16 protein-coding genes are annotated in these 18,568 nt (G+C 50.4%); 9 read left to right on the plus strand and 7 right to left on the minus strand.

The annotated features are described in order from the left end of the window. The first annotated feature begins 400 nt into the window (after nt 1–400). Entirely contained in the window at nt 401–1,339 is a 939-nt protein-coding gene (locus ACJROR_RS04915) for a hypothetical protein (protein WP_406546126.1), read from the plus strand. A gap of 100 nt (nt 1,340–1,439) precedes the next feature. Here ACJROR_RS04915 and ACJROR_RS04920 read toward each other — a convergent pair whose 3' ends face one another. The 3 genes from ACJROR_RS04920 to ACJROR_RS04930 form a co-directional block, all read right to left on the minus strand. Next, nucleotides 1,440–2,291, minus strand: coding sequence for a S1 RNA-binding domain-containing protein (locus ACJROR_RS04920; RefSeq protein WP_406546127.1), 852 nt, complete (start codon nt 2,289–2,291; stop codon nt 1,440–1,442). An 80-nt stretch (nt 2,292–2,371) separates the two neighbouring features. After that, complete coding sequence (rplY, locus tag ACJROR_RS04925) at nt 2,372–2,665, minus strand: 50S ribosomal protein L25 (RefSeq protein ID WP_406040898.1); 294 nt, start codon at nt 2,663–2,665, stop codon at nt 2,372–2,374. Between the two features lie 146 nt (nt 2,666–2,811). Continuing rightward, complete coding sequence (locus ACJROR_RS04930) at nt 2,812–4,029, minus strand: ATP-binding protein (RefSeq protein WP_406040896.1); 1,218 nt, start codon at nt 4,027–4,029, stop codon at nt 2,812–2,814. 892 nt (nt 4,030–4,921) lie between these two features. Here ACJROR_RS04930 and ACJROR_RS04935 point away from each other — a divergent pair. Then, nucleotides 4,922–5,185 (plus strand): hypothetical protein, encoded by a 264-nt coding sequence (locus ACJROR_RS04935; RefSeq protein WP_406040894.1) that lies wholly within the window; start codon nt 4,922–4,924, stop codon nt 5,183–5,185. A gap of 459 nt (nt 5,186–5,644) precedes the next feature. Here ACJROR_RS04935 and ACJROR_RS04940 read toward each other — a convergent pair whose 3' ends face one another. After that, a complete protein-coding gene (locus ACJROR_RS04940) occupies nt 5,645–7,381 on the minus strand; it encodes a carbon starvation protein A (protein ID WP_406040892.1) in 1,737 nt (578 codons plus the stop codon). Nucleotides 7,382–7,600: 219 nt separating this feature from the next. Further along, nucleotides 7,601–8,674 carry a quinolinate synthase NadA gene (gene nadA, locus ACJROR_RS04945; protein ID WP_406546128.1) on the minus strand — a complete coding sequence of 358 codons (1,074 nt, stop codon included), beginning with the start codon at nt 8,672–8,674 and terminating at the stop codon, nt 7,601–7,603. 283 nt (nt 8,675–8,957) lie between these two features. On the opposite strand from nadA, the gene ACJROR_RS04950 reads away from it, so the two are divergent. Beyond that, nucleotides 8,958–9,764, plus strand: a complete 807-nt coding sequence (locus tag ACJROR_RS04950; RefSeq protein WP_406546129.1) for a 4'-phosphopantetheinyl transferase family protein — start codon at nt 8,958–8,960, stop codon at nt 9,762–9,764. A gap of 53 nt (nt 9,765–9,817) precedes the next feature. On the opposite strand, the gene ACJROR_RS04955 is transcribed toward ACJROR_RS04950, so the two are convergent. Next, entirely contained in the window at nt 9,818–11,623 is a 1,806-nt protein-coding gene (locus tag ACJROR_RS04955) for an AAA family ATPase (protein WP_406546130.1), read from the minus strand. Between the two features lie 449 nt (nt 11,624–12,072). Between ACJROR_RS04955 and ACJROR_RS04960 the strand changes: the two genes are divergently transcribed. The 3 genes from ACJROR_RS04960 to ACJROR_RS04970 all read left to right on the plus strand — a co-directional run bounded on the left by ACJROR_RS04960 (nt 12,073) and on the right by ACJROR_RS04970 (nt 15,572). Next, complete coding sequence (locus ACJROR_RS04960) at nt 12,073–12,576, plus strand: hypothetical protein (RefSeq protein ID WP_406546131.1); 504 nt, start codon at nt 12,073–12,075, stop codon at nt 12,574–12,576. 377 nt (nt 12,577–12,953) lie between these two features. Further along, the gene (locus tag ACJROR_RS04965) at nt 12,954–14,246 is read left to right on the plus strand and encodes an SPFH domain-containing protein (protein WP_406039951.1); all 1,293 of its coding nucleotides are present in this window, start codon (nt 12,954–12,956) and stop codon (nt 14,244–14,246) included. A 15-nt stretch (nt 14,247–14,261) separates the two neighbouring features. Continuing rightward, entirely contained in the window at nt 14,262–15,572 is a 1,311-nt protein-coding gene (locus ACJROR_RS04970; protein WP_406039953.1) for a TFIIB-type zinc ribbon-containing protein, read from the plus strand. A gap of 240 nt (nt 15,573–15,812) precedes the next feature. Here ACJROR_RS04970 and relB read toward each other — a convergent pair whose 3' ends face one another. Continuing rightward, nucleotides 15,813–16,034, minus strand: coding sequence for a type II toxin-antitoxin system RelB family antitoxin (gene relB / locus ACJROR_RS04975; RefSeq protein WP_406546132.1), 222 nt, complete (start codon nt 16,032–16,034; stop codon nt 15,813–15,815). A gap of 73 nt (nt 16,035–16,107) precedes the next feature. On the opposite strand from relB, the gene ACJROR_RS04980 reads away from it, so the two are divergent. The 3 genes from ACJROR_RS04980 to ACJROR_RS04990 all read left to right on the plus strand — a co-directional run bounded on the left by ACJROR_RS04980 (nt 16,108) and on the right by ACJROR_RS04990 (nt 18,540). Next, nucleotides 16,108–16,551 carry a helix-turn-helix domain-containing protein gene (locus ACJROR_RS04980; RefSeq protein ID WP_406546133.1) on the plus strand — a complete coding sequence of 148 codons (444 nt, stop codon included), beginning with the start codon at nt 16,108–16,110 and terminating at the stop codon, nt 16,549–16,551. Nucleotides 16,552–16,915: 364 nt separating this feature from the next. Further along, a complete protein-coding gene (locus ACJROR_RS04985) occupies nt 16,916–17,257 on the plus strand; it encodes a helix-turn-helix domain-containing protein (protein ID WP_406546134.1) in 342 nt (113 codons plus the stop codon). Beyond that, nucleotides 17,254–18,540: a type II toxin-antitoxin system HipA family toxin gene (locus ACJROR_RS04990; RefSeq protein WP_406546135.1), complete on the plus strand. Its 1,287-nt coding sequence runs from the start codon at nt 17,254–17,256 to the stop codon at nt 18,538–18,540. Before ACJROR_RS04985 ends, ACJROR_RS04990 begins: the two co-directional genes overlap by 4 nt. Nucleotides 18,541–18,568 lie beyond the last annotated feature (28 nt).

The raw sequence follows: 18,568 nt of genomic DNA on the forward strand, positions 1-18,568 counted from the left end.
ATCATGTGATCTCCGGCACATTATTCTACACATTTATCACAGCTCCGGGGAAAAACCTCCCCTCTTTCGCGGCCAAAGAGAGAAAAAATCTGCCCCTTGCCCGGAATATTCCGGGTTTTTCCTGAAAACCCGGCTCCGGGACGGCGTTTTCGGAATTTTCCGGGAAGCATGATTCGTAACAGAGGTCAGGGATAGTGTCAGTGAAAGGACAGGAAAATGCCCTGAGGATAATGCCGGAAAATGCGAAGAAATAACAGTTTCCGGGCAATTCTGCATGATACCGCATATTCAGCGCCATTAAGCACGCAAAAAACCGGAACTTCCCGCCTAAGACGGATATAATGGCAGAGAAGCAATTACTCACTGTAACGAACGCCATACATTAAAACAGCAAATCACTATGTCTATTTTTACGCACTTTATTGACAGCAGCATGTCGGATATTCTCTGGTTTTGCCGGGGAAACTGCATTTATTCCCGCCGGCACGGAGCTAAAGAATGGACTCCGGTACGGGAATTTGACGCCCCGGTGGTTTCCATCGACTATACCGGAGAGATCCTGAAAATTCACGGTCCGGCTGCATTTGCGCTGCTGGAGAACGGCCAGGTATGGTATTCCTTTGATCAGGGTCAGTCCTGGCAGCAGCTGGAGCTGGATGCGCCGGTAAAATCTCTGGCGGCCATGAAGCGCTACTGCGATGAACAGCACCACTACGACAAGATTACGCCGGAGACCCCGGAAACCACCCTCGGAGATATGCAGACCCTGTTTCTGCTTACGGATAACCGCATCAGATGCTATGCCATTTCCCCGGATCTCAGCTTTGTCTTCAAGGGAGCCATTAATCCGGTGGCAGCGGATAAAATCATCGGTTACCGGGATTATCTCATGTTTATTTCCGCCAAATCTCAGAGCGTGCCCATTCTCTATGTCTATAACGAGGAGACCGGAATAAAGAAGCATACCGTGTCCTGTCCCCTGAAAAAGGTCAAGGGCCTGGTGAACTTCAACAATTCTCCCGCCATGCTCCTGAACTGGGGCAAGATCATCGTGCTGACCAGACTGCCGGTCACCGGCACGCTGTATCCTTTCAAGAAGGGCAGCTCCGAAGACTTCCCCTGGCCCAACAAAATCGTTGACATGATATGCGTGGATACCCTCCTTTACGCCCTTTTGGACAACGGAGAAATGCATATCGGGCACCCGGATCTGGGCTGGCGCAAGGTACGGCTGCCCGGAGATCCGGTGCCGGAAAACGCCCCGGACGATCTCGGGGACATGTACAATCAGGGGCAGACTCTGCTTTTTGAGATCTTTGCCCGGGAGCTCTTCTCCTGATCCGATCCTGAAATTTCCTGCTCCTGAAAAAAAAACGCCCCGGAATCCTTCTCATTAAGATGGGGATTCCGGGGCTTCCTGTCTCTCTCTTAAGAGCTGATCAGGAGTTCTCCGGGAGCAGCGTAATCCCGTTATCATCCAGGAGAATCTGCTTGTTTTTGTAGAGAGAGCCGATCACCTTCTTGAACTTGCCCTTGCTCATGCCCAGATCCCTTTCAATATCCCGGGGATCTGATTTATCGCAGTACGGCAGATGTCCCCCAGCCTCCCGGAGCTTTGCCAAGATAAAGCCGCCGGCGCTGATGACGCCTTCCTGGCCGCCCTGATACAGGGACAGGTTTATCTTTCGATCCGGCCGCACGGACTGAATAAAGCCCTTCATCTTTATGCCGTAATGGACATCGTTATGAGCCGCCAGATGAGCCGGAAGCATGCCGAAATAGCTGTTATTCACCACCATCCGGATGCCCAGAGGGGTTTTGGCCACCGGCATCAGAGTTACCCGGTCTCCCGGCTTGAGATCCGCATCCTCGGGGAGATAGTCCGTGAAATAGCGATTGAACTTGCTGGTCCCGAAAAGCCGCCCTTCATTGTCGATATCCACATAAACCACATAGTACTCCCCCAGCTGGAATTCCGGATTCTGTTCTCTGAAGGGCACCATGAGATCCTTGCGAATTCCCCATTCCATATAGGCGGCTCCCGGAGTTACATCCCGCACCAAAAGACGCCCCAGTTCCCCCAGAAGCGCCCGGGGTTTTTTGGCGGTAATGGTCAGCCGTCCGTCATCTATGTAGCAGAAAACACTGAGACTGCCATCCGGCTTCAGATCCTCAGGAATCTGAGATCTGGGAAGAAACACCTCCCCGTAGCCATCGGCATCGAAAAAACCGCCCTTATCGTCGGTTCTGACAAGCCGGAGGTTATTCATTCTTCCGATAGTGATGGTCATAATCCCCCCTGATACGGAAAAGGCACCCTTCTTGAGAGTGCCTTTGTCATAAAGTCATAAACTGAAACGGAGTCTGTCCGTTAAGCGCGCATGAAATCGATGTGGATCAGAGCGCCGTTTACCGGATGACGCTGAATGGCAACCGGCTTAACGGTTACTTCCTTGCCGTCAATGGTAAGAACGATAGGGTCAGCATAAAAAGCCGGGCTCTGCTGAGCGGTAAATACAGGGATGTACTCGAGGCTGATGCTTACAGGAGCTTCATTTCCGCCGTAGATAATAGCCGGCAAACGGTTCGCACGACGAAGGCGGCGGCTCGCACCCTTCCCGAATACATTACGAACCTCAGCGGTAAACTTGTTAGTTTCTGCCATTTTGATTACTCTCAAAAAAATACACTAAAGAAAAGGAAACTGCCTTGCGACCAGGGCAGATCCATCAAAAACGTGCGGATTTTAGCATTGTTGTCAGGATTTAACAAGAAAATTATTACAGCATCAGATTCGCCAAAAACGGAGCTCTATGGCTGCTCCGCTGCCGGGGTTTTGCGTGAGAGCAGCCAGTCAGCCACGTCAATAATCTGTATTCCTTCGTAATCCGTCATCCCGTGTCTGGTTCTGGCAAGAATGAGCTTCGGATAGGCATCTCTTATTTTTAGCAGAGGACTTGTTTCTCTTTCCAAAGTCTTTTCATCGGTTATGTTATCGGAGACTTGGATATACAGCTTCTCGCTGCGCTTCATGGCCACAAAATCGATTTCCTTCTTATAAAGCATGCCAGCATAAACCTCATATCCCCGGCGTATCAGTTCTATCGCTACAATATTCTCAAGCACCCTGCCGTAATCCATATTTCTCGTGCCAAGCTTCGCATAACGGAACGTATGATCACTGAGGTAATACTTATTATTGGAGGTCAGATATTTCTTTCCTCGGATGTCATATCTGCGAACTCTGTAGAATGCGAAGGCTTGGCAGAGATACTCCATATAAGCGCTCACAGTCCTGTGATTGATATTATTCCTGTTGCCGGTGAGAGTATCGGCAATGTTTCTTGCGGATGAGAGATTTGAAATGTTATCCATCAGGTATTCTGATATCTGATCCATCAGAGAAGCATTCCGGATTTTGTATTTTTGCCTGATGTCCCTGACAATTAGCGTATCAAAGATATCTGCAATATAGTCGTACTTCGCTTCCTGCCTGCGATACAGGTAAGAGCCTGATAAGCCTCCCTCGATAATGTATCTGTCAAATGCGTCGTAAGCATTATCGAGTTCAAAGTATTTAACAAACTCGGTGAATGAAAACGGATAGACCTTTACCTCAAAAGTCCGTCCGGTGAACAAAGTAGCCAGATCGGAACTCAGCAAAAATGCGTTTGAGCCAGTAATATAGATATCGTATCGTTCCTCTGCATGCAGCCAGTTAATCGCTTTTTCAAAATCCTTGCACATCTGAACTTCGTCAATCATCACATAGTTTGCCGTTCCCTCCTGATACTTGTCGGAAATATAATCATAAAGAGCGCGGCATGTCAGGAGACGGTCATATTCCGGGAGACTGAAATTCACATGAATGATATTTGCTTCCGGATCGTTCTTCTGTGCATATGATATGAATGATTCCAGAAGCTTTGATTTACCGCAGCGTCGTACCCCGGTTATAACCTTTATGTCAGGTGTGCCCTTTGCCTCGATAAGCCTTCCCAGATAAAGATTACGTTCAATAAGCTTCATGCGTCATCACCTCACCATCTTCAGTGCTTTGCTGCTATTGTAGCAATTCTATTTCCCGTTTTTAATTTTTGTACAATTTTGGGAAATAGGATTTGCTTATGCTTCCCAAAAATATATTTAATCAGTATTCGGATCAGTTACTGGCTCCCCCAAAGTGGGAATGGCACTGCTTTGTGTCAGGGAACTCCTGACATGTCGGAACAATGCCAAATGCATAAAAATGCCTCCCTGTAAACAATGAAGAAACGTTTTACAGAAAAAACGAATGCAGTGTAAGGGGGCGGGGAGTGTAAGGAAGCAGTCATTCCGGAAGACTGAAATTCACGCAAATGTTGTTTGCGTCCGTTGTCGTTCTTCTGCGCATATGATATGAAAGCCTCCGTCAGCTCGGGTTTTGCACAGCGTCTTACCCCTGTTATTATGACTTTTGTGTCAGGCGTGCCACCTGTCTCGATAAGCCTTCCCAGATAAAGATTCCTTTCAATAAGCTTTATGCATCATCACCTCACCATCTTCAGTGCTGTGCTGCTATTGTAGCATTTCTATTTCCCGTTTTTAATTTTTATACAATTTTGGGAAGTAGAATTTGATTATGATTCCCAAAAGTATATTTTGTCAGTATTAGGATCACTTACTTACTGCCCGCGAGAGGGGCTCTGGCACTGGTTTGGGCAAAGGAGTTCCTGACAATGTCAGAACAATGCCGGCAACAATGCCGGGCCATAAAAAAACGCCTCACCTCAAACAGCGGAGAAGCTTTCTTCATAGAAAACGCGGCAGTAAAGGAGACTATCAGATTTCGGAAGATTGCCATATATTCACACTTGTCCAAAGCAGTCCGAAGATGTCCAACCGTAGTACAATAGCGCTAAGTAACTTAGTGGGGTGATCTATGGATCCTGATACAGATACTTGTTCTTTTGTTATGGATAAAAATGACCATAACGCTTACAAAAGCACTGTTGCCGGTTATGAACAGAATGTAAGAAGTAACATAGCTGAGCATACGCAAAATATCATCAATTATGGCATCCCTAATGCTGAAACTATTGCAGCTATTCAGGAAGTTGCGGAATTGGAAAAAGATCCGAATAAGAAAGTCTATAATTCTTTTGAAGAAATTCTGGCGGAGTTAGACACAAACGGTTCGTTCTGATTTTTAAAGCTAGTTATTTGCGTCATGATAACACACTCAATCATCAATGCCTAAATATTAAATTCTCCAGTTCCCGCCGCGTCTCATCCCGGTTATGACCTTTATGTCAGGCGCGCAGGCATCCCTTGGCCTTGAAAAGCCGCTCCTGATAATGCTTCCGTTCAATAAGCTTCATGCATCGGCACCTCGCCGTTTTCAGTACTGCACTGCTATTGCATCCTTGTAATTTCCCATTTTTGATTTTTGTACAATTTTGGGAAATAGAATTTGCTTCTGTTTCCCAAAAACATATTTTGCTGGCATCCGGGGCGGTAACTGACCCTTGATAGGCCAGACACTGTTTGCGGGAAACGCTCCGGACAGGTCTGAATAATGCCGGGGCCATAAAAAACGCCTCCCCATAAAACACGGAGAAGCGTTTCTCTATTCTGGCCTTCTAGCGGCCTGTTATCGGCTCAGCTATTTTTCTGCCGGCTTCTCGCCCTTGCCGTAAAGCTGCCTGAGGTTGCGGTGCAGCATGATCACGGACAGCGCCACCAGAAGAAGCGCCATAACAATGAGGAAGCCTGCGGCGCCGGCCAGCATCAGGTTCTTGTCGACAAAAGCCTTAATAATGTCTGAAAGCCCCCAGATGCTCATAAGCATCATAAGCGCGGTGGGAAGCAGCGTTACCCAGAAATTAAGCTTTTTGGTCATAAGATACATGCTGACGCCCAGAAGAGTCAGAGCGGCCAGAAGCTGGTTGGAGGCTCCGAATATCGGCCAGATGGAATTGGCGCTTCCGGTGGAAGCCAGAAGACCAGCCAAAAACACTGCCAGTATGGAGGCAACCCAGATATTGGTAATAAAGCTCAGAACCGGGTTCTTCTTTGCGGTAATGCCTTCGTTCTGCATCTTTTCCCGGGTTTCCCAGGAGGGCGTGAAAAGCTCCTGCCAAACAAAACGGGTCAGTCTGGTGGCGGTATCCAGCGTGGTCAGCATAAAGGCCGAAATGGCCAGGCTGATAAAGTTGGACGCCAGAGTGCCGGAAAGCCCCATCTTCGACATAAAGACGCCGATGCCGGAGGCAAAGGCATGAACCGGATTTGCCGCAATTTCCGCAAAATCAGCCTGGCTGAGGTAGGCCACGGAAATCAGGCTCATAACGCCCAGAATACCCTCCACAATCATGCCGCCGTAGCCGATGGTCTGGATGTGGCTTTCCCGGCGGATCTGCTTGGAGGTGGTGCCGGAGGCTACCAGCGAGTGGAAGCCGGAACAGGCGCCGCAGGCCACCAGAATAAAGAGCGCGGGGATCATGTCAGTGGGCTGGCCGTTTCCAATGGGAACGTTGTAACCGGTGAAGGCCGGGAACTTCAGATCCGGAGCATAGCAGCAGATGCCCAGAACGCCGCCCAGAATCATGGCATAAAGCAGGAAGGAGCTCAGATAGTCCCGGGGCTGGAGCAGCCATTTTACCGAAATAACCGAAGCCAGCATCACATAGACGCCCAGAACTCCCATCCAGCTCCAGAGAGCGGCGCTTTTGGCAGCTTCCGCATCCATGCCTCTTTCGATGAACAGGGATACCAGATCGATGGGAATCATGCCGGAGAACCAGACTGTCAGGAATGACAGGGGCACAAAAATCAGCGAAGCTAATTTAAGACCGCACACATTCCGGGAGACGTAGCCGAACACCGGAGCCATGAGAATGAAAAGAACCGAGGCTGTGGCCACGGCCGGGGTCTTCACGAATGTTCCTGCCACCATGAGCCCGAAAATCGCCACCACCAGAATCAGGGACACCCAGCAGAAAATGAGAAACATCTGGCGTCCGGCATAGCCCATAAGCCGTTCGATAACGTAGCCGATGGAGCGGCCGCCGTGCCTTACCGAAAGAAACAGGGAAGCAAAATCATGCACCGCACCAATAAAGACGCAGCCCAGAAGGATCCACAGGAGCGCGGGCAGCCAGCCAAAGTAGGCAGCGGCAATAGGCCCTACAATGGGGCCGGCGCCGGCAATGGAGGAAAAGTGATGCCCGAACAGCACGGATCTGCTGGTGGGCACGTAATCCACGCCGTCATTTTTGGTTTCGGACGGCGTGGATCTCCGGTCGTCGATCCCGAAAAGACGGTTCAGATATCCGCCGTAAAAAGCATAGCCGGCCGCAAAATACGCCAGAGCTATGGTCAGAAGCAATAAACCGTTCATACTTGTTCTGTCTGAGACTCTCCTTTATTTGTTAGTTTGAGAAATCGTAAAAAAATCTTTTCCGAATCAATATCGAAAATCTGTCACCCGAAAATGCGGAAACGGGAACGGACAAAAACGGGATCCTGTCCCCTGCGGTTTAAAACCGCTCCCGGCAGAAAAACCAAAAATCCCGGGGTTTCCGGGACTCTCTTCGCAATGGTTCCTCCGGGGTGCCGGTCAGATCCGGACGCCGGCCCGCACCATCTCCTCCACGGAGCCGTGCTTTTTCAGGGCCTGATTGAAGTCCAGCATGCGCTGCACCGGCAAAAGGGCCTTCTCGCGGATATCCTCGGGCACCTCGATATTGTGTCCCTGAGAGCTTTCCAGAGCGGCTAAAAGCTTCGGCAGCGTGCTCATCCGCATCCAGGGGCAGTGCGCGCAGCTCTGGCAGGTGGCGCCGTGTCCGCCGGTAGGGGCCGGAATCAGAACCTTGTCAGGACAGGCCTGGGATATCTTGTAGAAAATACCGGTTTCCGTGGCAATGATGAACTCCTTGCGATCCATTTCCCGCACCTTGTTCAGGATCTGGGAGGTGGAGCCGGCAAAATCAGCCATGGCGGTTACCGCAGCCGGAGCCTCCGGATGCACCATCACGGCGGCGTCGGGATGCTCGGCCTTGAGATCCCGGAGAGCATCCTCCTTAAAGGAATCATGCACTACGCAATGGGCCTGCCATCTCAGCATGTCTGCCCCGGTTTCCTGAGCCACGTAGGCTCCCAAATGGCGGTCCGGGGCCCAGAGAATCTTTTTGCCCTGAAGATCCAGGTAATGAATAAGGTCAATGGCGCAGGAGCTGGTGGCCACATAGTCGGAAAGAGCCTTCACCGCAGCGGAGGTATTGGCATACACCACGGCGACGCGATCCGGCTCCTCTTCCCGGAGCTTCTGAAACTCGGGAGCCGGACAGCCCAGATCCAGAGAGCACTCCGCCCCGAGATCCGGCATGAGGACGGTCTTTTCGGGGGAAAGAATTTTAGCGGTCTCTCCCATAAAGCGCACTCCCGCCACCAGCAGGGTCTCCGCCGGAGCGTTCTTGCCCCAGCGGGCCATTTCCAAAGAATCTCCGATAAAGCCGCCGGTCTTATCCGCCAGCTCCTGCACCTCGGGAGCGGTGTAATAGTGGGCAATGAGAACGGCGTTACGCTCCCGGAGCTTCAGGGCGATCTGATCCTGAAGGGACTTTTTTTCTGCTTCGGAAAGCTCCGGTTCCGGCTCCGGATAAGCAATACCGGACATGTCTGGCATATACATTTGTTAAGCCTCCGCTGTTCTCTGTTATTCCGCGTTTTCTGTTATTTGCTGGCTCCGCTATAAAGATTCCAGAGCATTTTCCGGCTATTATACACCATTGCCGCCCTGCCCTCGCCATGGCCGAAAGGATTTTAAAATGCGGAAATTTTAAGCCCGGGGCTTTCCGGAGTATACTGTGCAATCTGCGGCATAAGCTCCCGGAAAACCCCGCTGTTTAAGCCGCTTGCTTAACTGCCGCAAGGCCGCTGACTATGCTGCCGGCATAGGCCCCTTAAGGAAAATCATGAAGGAAGCCTCTTTTTCACCGAAATCTCCCGAGTCCCCGGAATCGTCTTCCGCCGGCGCTTTTCCCCGGACGCTGTTTCTTTTATCCGTGATTCCGGGCGGCCCGGAGACCGTGTCCGGAGGTCTCCGCCGCCCGCGGCACGAGGATGCCCATAACGCAGCCATCCTGACCCTTAGGCAGGGACTCGGGATCTTCGCTTCTCCGGAATTTCAAAAAAATGGCGCGCTGACCCGGGAGAATCTTGAAAGAGCTATGAGAAAGCCCCTTCCGGATCTCCCGGAAATCATGACAGAGCCTCTGGGAAAACCGTACTTCCGGGATCCGTGTCTCCCCTGCTTCAGCTTTGCTCATTCCGGAAATCTGGTTTTTCTGGGAATCTCGGACTGTCCTTTGGGGGTAGATGCGGAAAGGGTAACTGCGAGGAGGAATCTTGATGGCATTTCCAAACGCTTTTACTCCCCGGAGGAGCAAAATTACCTTAAGGAAGCAGAGACTCCCTCCGTCATGACGGAACGGTTCTTTGAGCTCTGGACGCTCCGGGAGGCGGCCGGAAAGCTCACTGGAGCCGGGATTCAGGATTTTGAGAAAACCCGGGTGATCCCGGGTTCGGGCCGGCTTTCCGTGGCGGGAAAAGAAATGCGGGCATTTTCCGGAAAAGTCCTCCTTTGCGATGACATCTGGTATCTCGCAGCCGCCCTGCCCGCCGGGAAGCATTCTAGCATTTGTCCTCCGCCGGAGCTTATAACCGCATCCCCTGAGAGCTTTTCATTGGTTTCCTGGAAATTATGGACAAAGGATAGCTGACCGTGCCCGGACAGGAACTGTCGGCATTTCCGCCGCCACTGACCTGCACTCCCTTACTTCTGCATTTCGCAGATCTTGCAGTCAGATCCGGCAAAGACCATGGCGTAGGCCTTGACCTGTTTCCCCCGGAACTCCAGGGCTGACTTGTACTTAAGAACCTGATCTCTGGCTTCATTGGTCAAAGTTCGAATTCTGGCTTCTGTGGCTTCGTTCTTAGCGGCATGCTTAAGCTCAATAAGGTAAATGCACTCATTATCCTTATCTGCATTTACAGTTATCACCAAATCAGCAAATTTCTCGCCGTCTCCGACCACCCTGAGAGACTTCTGCATCTCGGCAAAAATTCCCCGCATGGAATCAAGTTTAGTGTAAAGCGTCAGATTAAGAGCCATTTCGCTCATATGCGTCAGTACCTGGCTGGTAAAAATTCCGCTCAGGAATTCCGTGCAGGATGCAGCAAACGATGAGATATCATCCTTAATATCATGTAGTGCCGATATGTCCAGAACTGAATCTGTAAACACCTTGCTAGGTCTTAGTCGCATATCAGCGGTGCACTGAGCAAACAGCTTTGACATAAAAAGATTCGGAATTTTTAGCGCCAGTCTGTCATCAGACACCTGACTGGTATCGACTGTGAGATAGCCAAGGTAGTAAAGCAAGGACAAAAGCTGTATGCGGTTATATCTGGCGTCTTCGTTCAGATTGATATTTTCAGCAAGTTCCTTCAGTAAAAATCTGTCTCCGCTCAAATATGTATCAATAATTTCATCAGCAAGACCTTCTTCGGCAATGCCGAACAGCTGCTGAAGCTTAGAACCGTCATGGTCTGAAGCCGGATCCAGATAATCTTCCGGAGGAAGAAATTTGCATTTTTTTCGAACTGTTCTCAAATAGTACAAACACATGGATGAATTAAACACCGTGTGTTTTGCTTCCTGACTGAAGCAGTAACCATCGTACACTGGTTTCATGCGGGCAATAATTTCTTCCGCGCTGACTCCCAGCTGTTTGATATCTACCAGATGGGGTATCAATTTAGCAAGCTCCGCTTCAGTAAAGCCGGCATATTCGTTAAAACATGCGTCTGACGTAACATTAAGCGCGATATTGAATCCGGAAGTAAGAGAATCCAAAGATACTGATGACACGCCGGTAATAAAGGTTTTTGCTATGCAGTCCGCTTCTGAAGCCGCTGATTTTATGGCGGCATAAAATGCTTTCAGAAAACCTTTGTCTCCGGTAATGGAAAGAAACAGCGCTAAGTCCTGTGAAAGGATCTGATTGGCGAAATTATCATATTCGTCAATCATTACATAAAGCCTGCCGCGTTTATTGTTTTTAGAGTTTTCAGGGCTTGGAAGCTTCAGAACGTAATCAGAATAAGCTGATGCAAAATTGTTGAATAGGGTGACAGAGTCTGATTTATCAAGATCCTGATAATCAAAAGCAAAATCAGGATATCTTCTTTTGAAATTGCTGATACCATTTGCCACCGCAGAAAAAAAGCTGTTCAGCATGGCAGAGACGCTTTGGGTACTGACTTTGGAAAAATCAAAATTTATAACATGGTAGGTGTTATGGCTGGGAAGATTCTCCCTATAGATATCCGTTCCGGAAAAGAGTTCCTCATATCTGTCCTTGTATGACAGGTCATAGAAGCATTTCAGCATCTGGATAAAGGTGCTTTTGCCAAAACGTCTCGGGCGGAGCAAAATCGGGTAAAGAGGGGTATCTGCATCATCCAGCGCATTGATTACCGAGCTTTTATCGACAAAGGCCCGGCGTAATTCACGAAAGGTTTCATAAACAACTTCGCCATATGGAATGCTTAACAAGGCAACTTTCTCTTCGCTCATAGCGAATCCTTTATTCCGATATGTCTGATATTTTTTGACAGCATTATATTCACTGCCGGCTCGCAAATGATGTCTGTGATTTGATAAAACTGCAAGTCGAATGTTATATGGGTTTACCATAATTATCAACATGAACTGCGGCCATGAAGAGCGGTTTTGCGGCGCTGATAACCCGGCATTGATGACTTTCTGGGAAAACTGCTGATGGCTGCAAGCTCCAAGGCCCGGGGACGGCGGCTCTCATGAATCGTAATCACCCCAGGAAAGCTTGATTTATAAGGCCTGGCAAGAGAGATACAGGTCATGCGGCGATTCCCGGCCGTCTCATCCTCCCAAAAACCTGTGTATAATGAAGCGGAGTCTCCTGACCGCCGTTTTCGTTATCCTGCTTCCGGGCACGGATATCAGAAGTACGGCTGGAGACAGCTCAGTTTGTTATGGGGGAGCTTATGAAATTTCAGTTACCGACCAAAACTCTGGCAGCACTGGCTCTGACATTTGTTCTGGCCCCGGTGCCGGGATTAGCAGCACAGAACCGTTCCGGCGCTGTCGTCATCCCGCCGGGGTATGCGGAAAAGTTTATCGCCGGGACTCCGGAGGCACCGGCGGCGGTGGAGTTTATCCACGGCAAAAGCGGCGGACACTCCCGGGCGCTCCTCCTGAAGATGCCGGACAAAACCCTTAACGACTACGCTCTGGAGGAGTACAAGAAGCTGGGCTGCAAAACCGCCCTCATAGATCTCCGGAAAACCCCTCAGGGAGAAGCCCGGATCGGGGAATGTCAGGTTTCGGACAAATATGAAACCGTGGACATTGCTCTGGTTCTGGAAAGCGACGGCCTCCTTTATTTCGTAAGCAACGGCAAGGTAAAGGAGCGGGATCTCCCGGTACTCCGGGAGCTCTCCCGGAAGAAGCTCCGGGAAAACCAGGCCGCTCCGGAAGCGGCAAAATAACCGGCCGCTCCGGCGTCAGTCTGAGATATGCCGGGGGCGATTTCAGCCTTGTCTTTCTTATTTTGCTCAAAGATCCCGGGCTCCCTTTTGCGGCAGACCCGGGATCTTTTTCGGAAGTTTTCCGGGATCTTCAGCAGGAATCCGGGATTCCGCCATATATACAAATCCCCTGATTTTTTACAGAAATTACCTTCAATTTCGTGATCTGTCCCCATTATTCGGGAATTAATCCCCACACAGGCCCTGCATTTTTATATATTGTCCCATAATTGCGGAGGGGTGTGTCCGGGCTGTTTTCTTCTGTTACAGGAAGCTCTCTCAACCGCGGCAGGAGGCCTCTCCGGTGTTTTTTTCTGACATTTTTATGGAGAAACATAATGGGATTAATCAAAGCCGCTCTTGGAGCCATGGGGGGAACCCTCGCCGATCAGTGGAAGGAATTCTTCACCTGCGATGCCCTGGATAATGATACTCTGATGGTCAAGGGACAGAAGGTTGTTAACGGCAGATCCTCAAATACCGGTGGCAGCGACAATGTTATTTCCAACGGTTCCGGCATTGTGGTGGCCGACGGCCAGTGCGCCATTGTGGTGGACAACGGCATCGTCATGGAAGTAGCCGCCGAGCCCGGCAAATTCACCTATGACAAGGGCGGCGAGCCTTCCATTTTCAGCGGCAAGCTCAACATGGACAAGATCAAGGGCGTCATGGGCACAGCCTGGGAGCGTTTCAAGCAGGGCGGCGTTCAGGGCTCCGATCAGAGAGTTTACTACTTCAACGTCAAGGAAATCATCGACAACAAGTTCGGCACCGCCACCCCGATTCCGTTCCGCATTGTGGATCAGAGAATGAACATTGATATGGACGTGTCAGTGCGCTGCAACGGCATGTTCACCTTCAAGATCACCGATCCGGTCTCCTTCTACAAGCAGCTGGGCGGCAATGTGCCTGACGTTTACGAGCGCGATACCATCGTTCCCACTCTGAAGCAGGAATTCGTAGGCGGCCTTAACCGGGCTCTGGGCGCTCTTTCCGACCTCAGCATCAGACCCTATGCCCTGCCGCAGCACGTGGACGAGCTCTGTGACAGCATGAACAAGGTGCTGAATGACAAGTGGTCAAGACGCGGCATCGAAGTATTCTCCATCGCTCTCAACTCCGTAAGCATGCCTGAAGAAGATCAGAAGATGCTCAAGGAGATCCAGAAAGCTGCCGCCTACGCCACCCCGGGCATGGCCGCTGCTCAGATGGCCAGAGCTCAGGCCGATGCCATGGTAACCGCTGCCGGCAACGCCAACGGCGCCATGAACGGCTTTATGGGCATGGGCATGGCTCAGGGCGCCGGCGGCATCAATGCAGCCAACCTGTTCGCCATGCAACAGCAGCAGCCTCAGCAGCCCCAGATGCAGCAGCCTCAGCAGGCTCCTCAGGGCGGCTGGACCTGTGCCTGCGGCACTCAGAACACCGGCAAGTTCTGCATGAACTGCGGTCAGCAGAAGCCTGAGCCTCAGGGAAGCTGGACCTGCTCCTGCGGCACCCAGAATACCGGCAAGTTCTGTATGAACTGCGGTCAGCAGAAGCCTCAGGCCGGCGGCGCCTGCCCTGAATGCGGCGCCAAGTACGAGGGCCCTACCCCTAAGTTCTGCCCGCAGTGCGGTCACAAGTTTTAAGGACTGAATCAAGCAATGACCAGCAATTCAGAACGCTACAAATGCCCCTGCGGCGGCACCTACGAGTTCGATATCAAGACTCAGATGCTGAAGTGCCCCTTCTGCGATTCCGTCATCTCCCAGGAGGAGTATGACGCCATGGCAGCGCAGAAGCTGGCTGAGAGCAATATCGACATCAAGAACGGCGCCACCCGCATGGACACTGATCCCGAAACCGGGGAAATGATCCAGGAAGGCCAGCAGGAAACCTACGTCTGTAATTCCTGCGGCGGTGAAATCACCCCGGCTCTGACCTCCATTTCTGAAAAGTGTCCCTTCTGCGACAGTCCCATTGTCCTTTCCGGCAAGATCTCCGATGCCCAGCCTGACATCATTATTCCGTTCAAGTTTGATCAGAAGAAGGTGCAGGAGGCTTACTCAAAGCACATTGCCACCAAGCATTTTGTGCCCCGGAGCTTCAACGCCGAAGCCCGCAAGAAGGAGATCCAGGGCATCTACGTGCCTTTCTGGCTCCTGAGCTGCAAGGCCGACGGCGATGTTAATCTCGACTGCCAGAAGATCACCAGAAGAAGGAACGGCGATCAGGAAATCACCGAACATGAGCACTACGACGTTTACCGCAAGAGCCACATGGAGTTCAATGATCTTCCCGCCGATGCCTCCAAGGAAATGGACGATGATCTCATGGATTCCATCGAGCCCTTCAATACCAAGGAAGCTCTGGCCTTCAAGACCGCGTATGTTTCCGGATTTTCCGCCACCAAATACGATGTAGGCGTGGAGGAAAGCTATCCGCGTTTTGAGAAGCGCATGCGGGAGACCTTCGTTAAGACCATTATCGATAAGTCCGTTAAGGGCTATGACAAGGTTGATGTGATTGATTCCCATGTGGACTTCTCGGACAGATCCATCAAGTACGCCATGTTCCCGGTATGGATCATTCGGAACAAGTGGGACGGCAAGGATTTCATCTTCGCTGTGAACGGTCAGACCGGAAAGCTGGTAGGCAATCTCCCCACCGACTGGGGCAGAATGTTCACCTCCGCCGGTATCTGGTCAGTAGCCGCCTCCGCGCTCTGCGTTCCGGGCGCGAAGTTCCTGATGGAGAACAGCGACTGGACCTCCGCCGGCATTATCGGCTTCCTGGTAGGCCTGGTACTCTCCTTTATCGTCCACTTCGTCATGGTATCCGGTAACACCTCTGTTGCCGATGCCACCGAAGCTGACGGTTATCTGGAGCAGGAATCCTTCTCTAACTCCGTGGAAAACGATAAGTACAGCCGCACCGAGAGACAGGTGAGAACCATCAGCACCTCGGCGAAATAGAGCTTAACGCAGCTTAAGAGCTGAGCCTTAAGAAGTGAAAAGGAGTCTTCGGACTCCTTTTTTGTTTCGGTGTGAAAGCAGGGAAGCCCCCAGATGTCACCATGCTCCTGGAGACATTCCTGTTGCCACCGCCCTTCCCTGCCTGCTTCCACTGTCCATGAAAAAACGCCAGATTTTCCTGAGCCGGAAACGCCGCGGGATTTTATTTTACGGAAACCGCTCTTTCCCAAACTGTATGGCTCATGCCAGATCCAATTCCTTGATAACATCGTCAAGAGCAAAAGTTTCGGGATCTTTCTTATATGCGGCACAGGCCTTTTCGTATTCTTGCAGGTCAGATTTTTCTTCGATATGTTCCATGACAATTCCGCGAATCAGTTCTGAAACAGTCATTCCCCGCATTTTCGCATAGGCTTTTATGATGTCTGTATCTGTTTCGTTCAGTCTGAAAGAGATGGTCATAGCGTCTCCTTGTTAATACATTCCCATTTCCAGTACTGTCGGTTTGTGTTTGCAATGAACGGCTTAGTGATGTTTGACAGATTTTGCAGATTCTATATTTCAACGGGAACACATCACAGGATCGCTGGGAGAGCGGATAGATATATCTCGCCGCATAGTACAGAAATACATCAAGACGTTAAAAGAAACCGGGGAAAAGAAACCGGGAAAAGAAACCGGCCGGATAGAGCGGGTATTGCGGAAAACGCTACGGACATTGGAAAGTAAACTGAGAAACCGGAAACGGCGGACGCCCCGGGATAAAGGTGCCCGTCTGGGAGCACAAGAATCCCCAAAGCACCAAGGCGCCGCTAAAACGGTGCTTTGGAAAATGGAATGGGATTCCGCTCCAGACCTTGTAAATAAACGCTTTACCCGCAGTTCTCCAAAACTTCCAAAGCACCGCCAAAGCACCAAAGCTCCTAAAAACGGTGCTTTAGAAAATAGAATGACATTCCGCTCCAGACCTTGTAAATAAACGCTTTACCCGCAGTTCTCCAAAGCTTCCAAAGCACCAAAGCTCCTAAAAACGGTGCTTTAGAAAATAGAATGACATTCCGCTCCAAACCTTGTAAATAAACGATTTACCCGCAGTTCTCCAAAGCTTCCAAAGCTCCGCCAAAGCACCAAAGCTCCTAAAAACGGTGCTTTGGAAAATGAAATGGCATAAACTCCTGCAAACGTTACGAATTTGCCCCTCTCTTAAAATCTCTTCAGTTCAGCGAGCAGAGCAATGATAACATATCAAAATAGAGCTGTTATATGTAAATTTGGCATTTAAAAACTCTATATTGACATGTTATAAAAGCATAGTATCATGAACGTGAAGGATGGTGACAACTATGAAAATTGAGGCATTCAGCAGCAATCTGGCAACGCTGCAAGAACTCGGGAAAAGGCTGAAGGCTCAGCGCATTGCGGGCAATGTAACCCGAGAGGCGTTAGCCAGAAAGAGCGGAGTTTCCCTTAGCACCATTGCCCGCATGGAGGCCGGACAAAGTGTGGCGATCGATGGCTGGCTGTCTGTTCTTCGCGGGCTGAATCTTTTAGTCAATGTGGATATGCTGGTACCGGAGACGCAAATCAGTCCGATAGATGCGATGCAATACGGACACATAAGACAACGCGCATCCAAAAGGAAAGAAACAAAGGAGAGCAACTGGAAGTGGGGAGATGAAGAATGATCGGTGCCCGTGTTTACCTTTGGGGGACGGAGATTGGCGCTGTCACACAGGAGGATGCTTCCTCTCTGCCCCGTTTCCAGTACACCCGCGCCTTTCAGAGGAGCGGGATCGAACCATCTCCCCTGATGATGCCTGTCACAAATCGGATATACGCCTTCCCTGCGAATCAGAATGATGCGTTCCTCGGATTGCCCGGACTGCTGGCGGATTCATTGCCGGATAAGTTTGGAAATCGGCTTATCCAGGCGTATCTCACCAGATTCGGAAGGACGATGCGTGAGCTGTCAGCCGTTGAACGTTTATGCTACACCGGAAGCCGAGGCATGGGGGCTTTGGAATATGTACCTGCGCATGAATTTGTTGCCAACACCAGTGAATCTGTTCAAATCGATGAACTTGTAAAACTGGCCTCTGACATCCTTTCTGAACGAAAAGAACTTTCTATAAACACGAACGAGCATGGGTTAGATCAACTCATGAGGATCGGAACTTCTGCCGGCGGCGCCAGAGCCAAAGCTTTAATCGCATGGAATCCTGTCACCGGAGACATACGTTCCGGACAGATTGATGCGGGTGCCGGATATGAGTATTGGCTGATTAAATTTGACGGGGTCGAAAACAACAGGGACAAAGAAGACTCTGCCGACAAACCTTCATATACCCGTATCGAATACGCCTATTATCTGATGGCGCAGCATGCTCGCATTACTATGAGCAAGTGTCGTCTGCATCGGGATAACGGGCTGTATCATTTCATGACGCAGCGTTTTGATCGCCTGGATGGCGGTAAGAAACGTCATATGCAAACGATTGGGGCTCTCGCGCATTATAATTTCAACGACCCGGCAGCTCACGGCTACGAGGACGCAGCGGAAATCATGCGACGGATTCAAGTCGATCAGGCAGATGTTAATCAATTGTTTTTACGGATGGTGTTCTGTGTATTGTTGCGTAATCAGGATGATCATGTAAAAAATATCTCCTTCCTGATGGATCGCGATGGAACATGGCATTTAGCCCCGGCATACGACATGACGTATTCATATGCGCCTGGCCATCGCTGGATCGGGGCGCATCAGATGACGATTCAGGGCAAGACACGAGATATTACGCTGGAGGATCTGAAGGCTGCCGGAAAAGCAATGAATGTGTCATCCTCCGCAGTTCGCAAAAGTATTGATCTTGTCCGTCACGCCCAGCAGCAATGGGCGGAGTGCGCCGCTGAGGCTGAAGTGCCCGAAACAGAGATCGACAGAATTCAGAACGGATTTATGTACTTGTAACAAAATTTAGAAAAGGCTTCAGCGTTCA

It is taken from the genome of Succinimonas sp. (genome assembly GCF_045225735.1).
Classification (GTDB): domain Bacteria; phylum Pseudomonadota; class Gammaproteobacteria; order Enterobacterales; family Succinivibrionaceae; genus Succinimonas.

Excerpts from the sequence above, each read along its gene's own strand:
- ACJROR_RS04950 (WP_406546129.1), top strand. The coding sequence starts at position 8,958 with ATGAAGGAAGCCTCTTTTTCACCGAAATCTCCCGAGTCCCCGGAATCG.
- relB (WP_406546132.1), bottom strand. The coding sequence starts at position 16,034 with ATGACCATCTCTTTCAGACTGAACGAAACAGATACAGACATCATAAAA.
- ACJROR_RS04970 (WP_406039953.1), top strand. The coding sequence starts at position 14,262 with ATGACCAGCAATTCAGAACGCTACAAATGCCCCTGCGGCGGCACCTAC.
- rplY (WP_406040898.1), bottom strand. The coding sequence starts at position 2,665 with ATGGCAGAAACTAACAAGTTTACCGCTGAGGTTCGTAATGTATTCGGG.
- ACJROR_RS04915 (WP_406546126.1), top strand. The coding sequence starts at position 401 with ATGTCTATTTTTACGCACTTTATTGACAGCAGCATGTCGGATATTCTC.
- ACJROR_RS04930 (WP_406040896.1), bottom strand. The coding sequence starts at position 4,029 with ATGAAGCTTATTGAACGTAATCTTTATCTGGGAAGGCTTATCGAGGCA.
- ACJROR_RS04920 (WP_406546127.1), bottom strand. The coding sequence starts at position 2,291 with ATGACCATCACTATCGGAAGAATGAATAACCTCCGGCTTGTCAGAACC.
- ACJROR_RS04940 (WP_406040892.1), bottom strand. The coding sequence starts at position 7,381 with ATGAACGGTTTATTGCTTCTGACCATAGCTCTGGCGTATTTTGCGGCC.
- ACJROR_RS04955 (WP_406546130.1), bottom strand. The coding sequence starts at position 11,623 with ATGAGCGAAGAGAAAGTTGCCTTGTTAAGCATTCCATATGGCGAAGTT.
- ACJROR_RS04960 (WP_406546131.1), top strand. The coding sequence starts at position 12,073 with ATGAAATTTCAGTTACCGACCAAAACTCTGGCAGCACTGGCTCTGACA.
- ACJROR_RS04985 (WP_406546134.1), top strand. The coding sequence starts at position 16,916 with ATGAAAATTGAGGCATTCAGCAGCAATCTGGCAACGCTGCAAGAACTC.
- ACJROR_RS04935 (WP_406040894.1), top strand. The coding sequence starts at position 4,922 with ATGGATCCTGATACAGATACTTGTTCTTTTGTTATGGATAAAAATGAC.
- nadA (WP_406546128.1), bottom strand. The coding sequence starts at position 8,674 with ATGTATATGCCAGACATGTCCGGTATTGCTTATCCGGAGCCGGAACCG.
- ACJROR_RS04990 (WP_406546135.1), top strand. The coding sequence starts at position 17,254 with ATGATCGGTGCCCGTGTTTACCTTTGGGGGACGGAGATTGGCGCTGTC.
- ACJROR_RS04965 (WP_406039951.1), top strand. The coding sequence starts at position 12,954 with ATGGGATTAATCAAAGCCGCTCTTGGAGCCATGGGGGGAACCCTCGCC.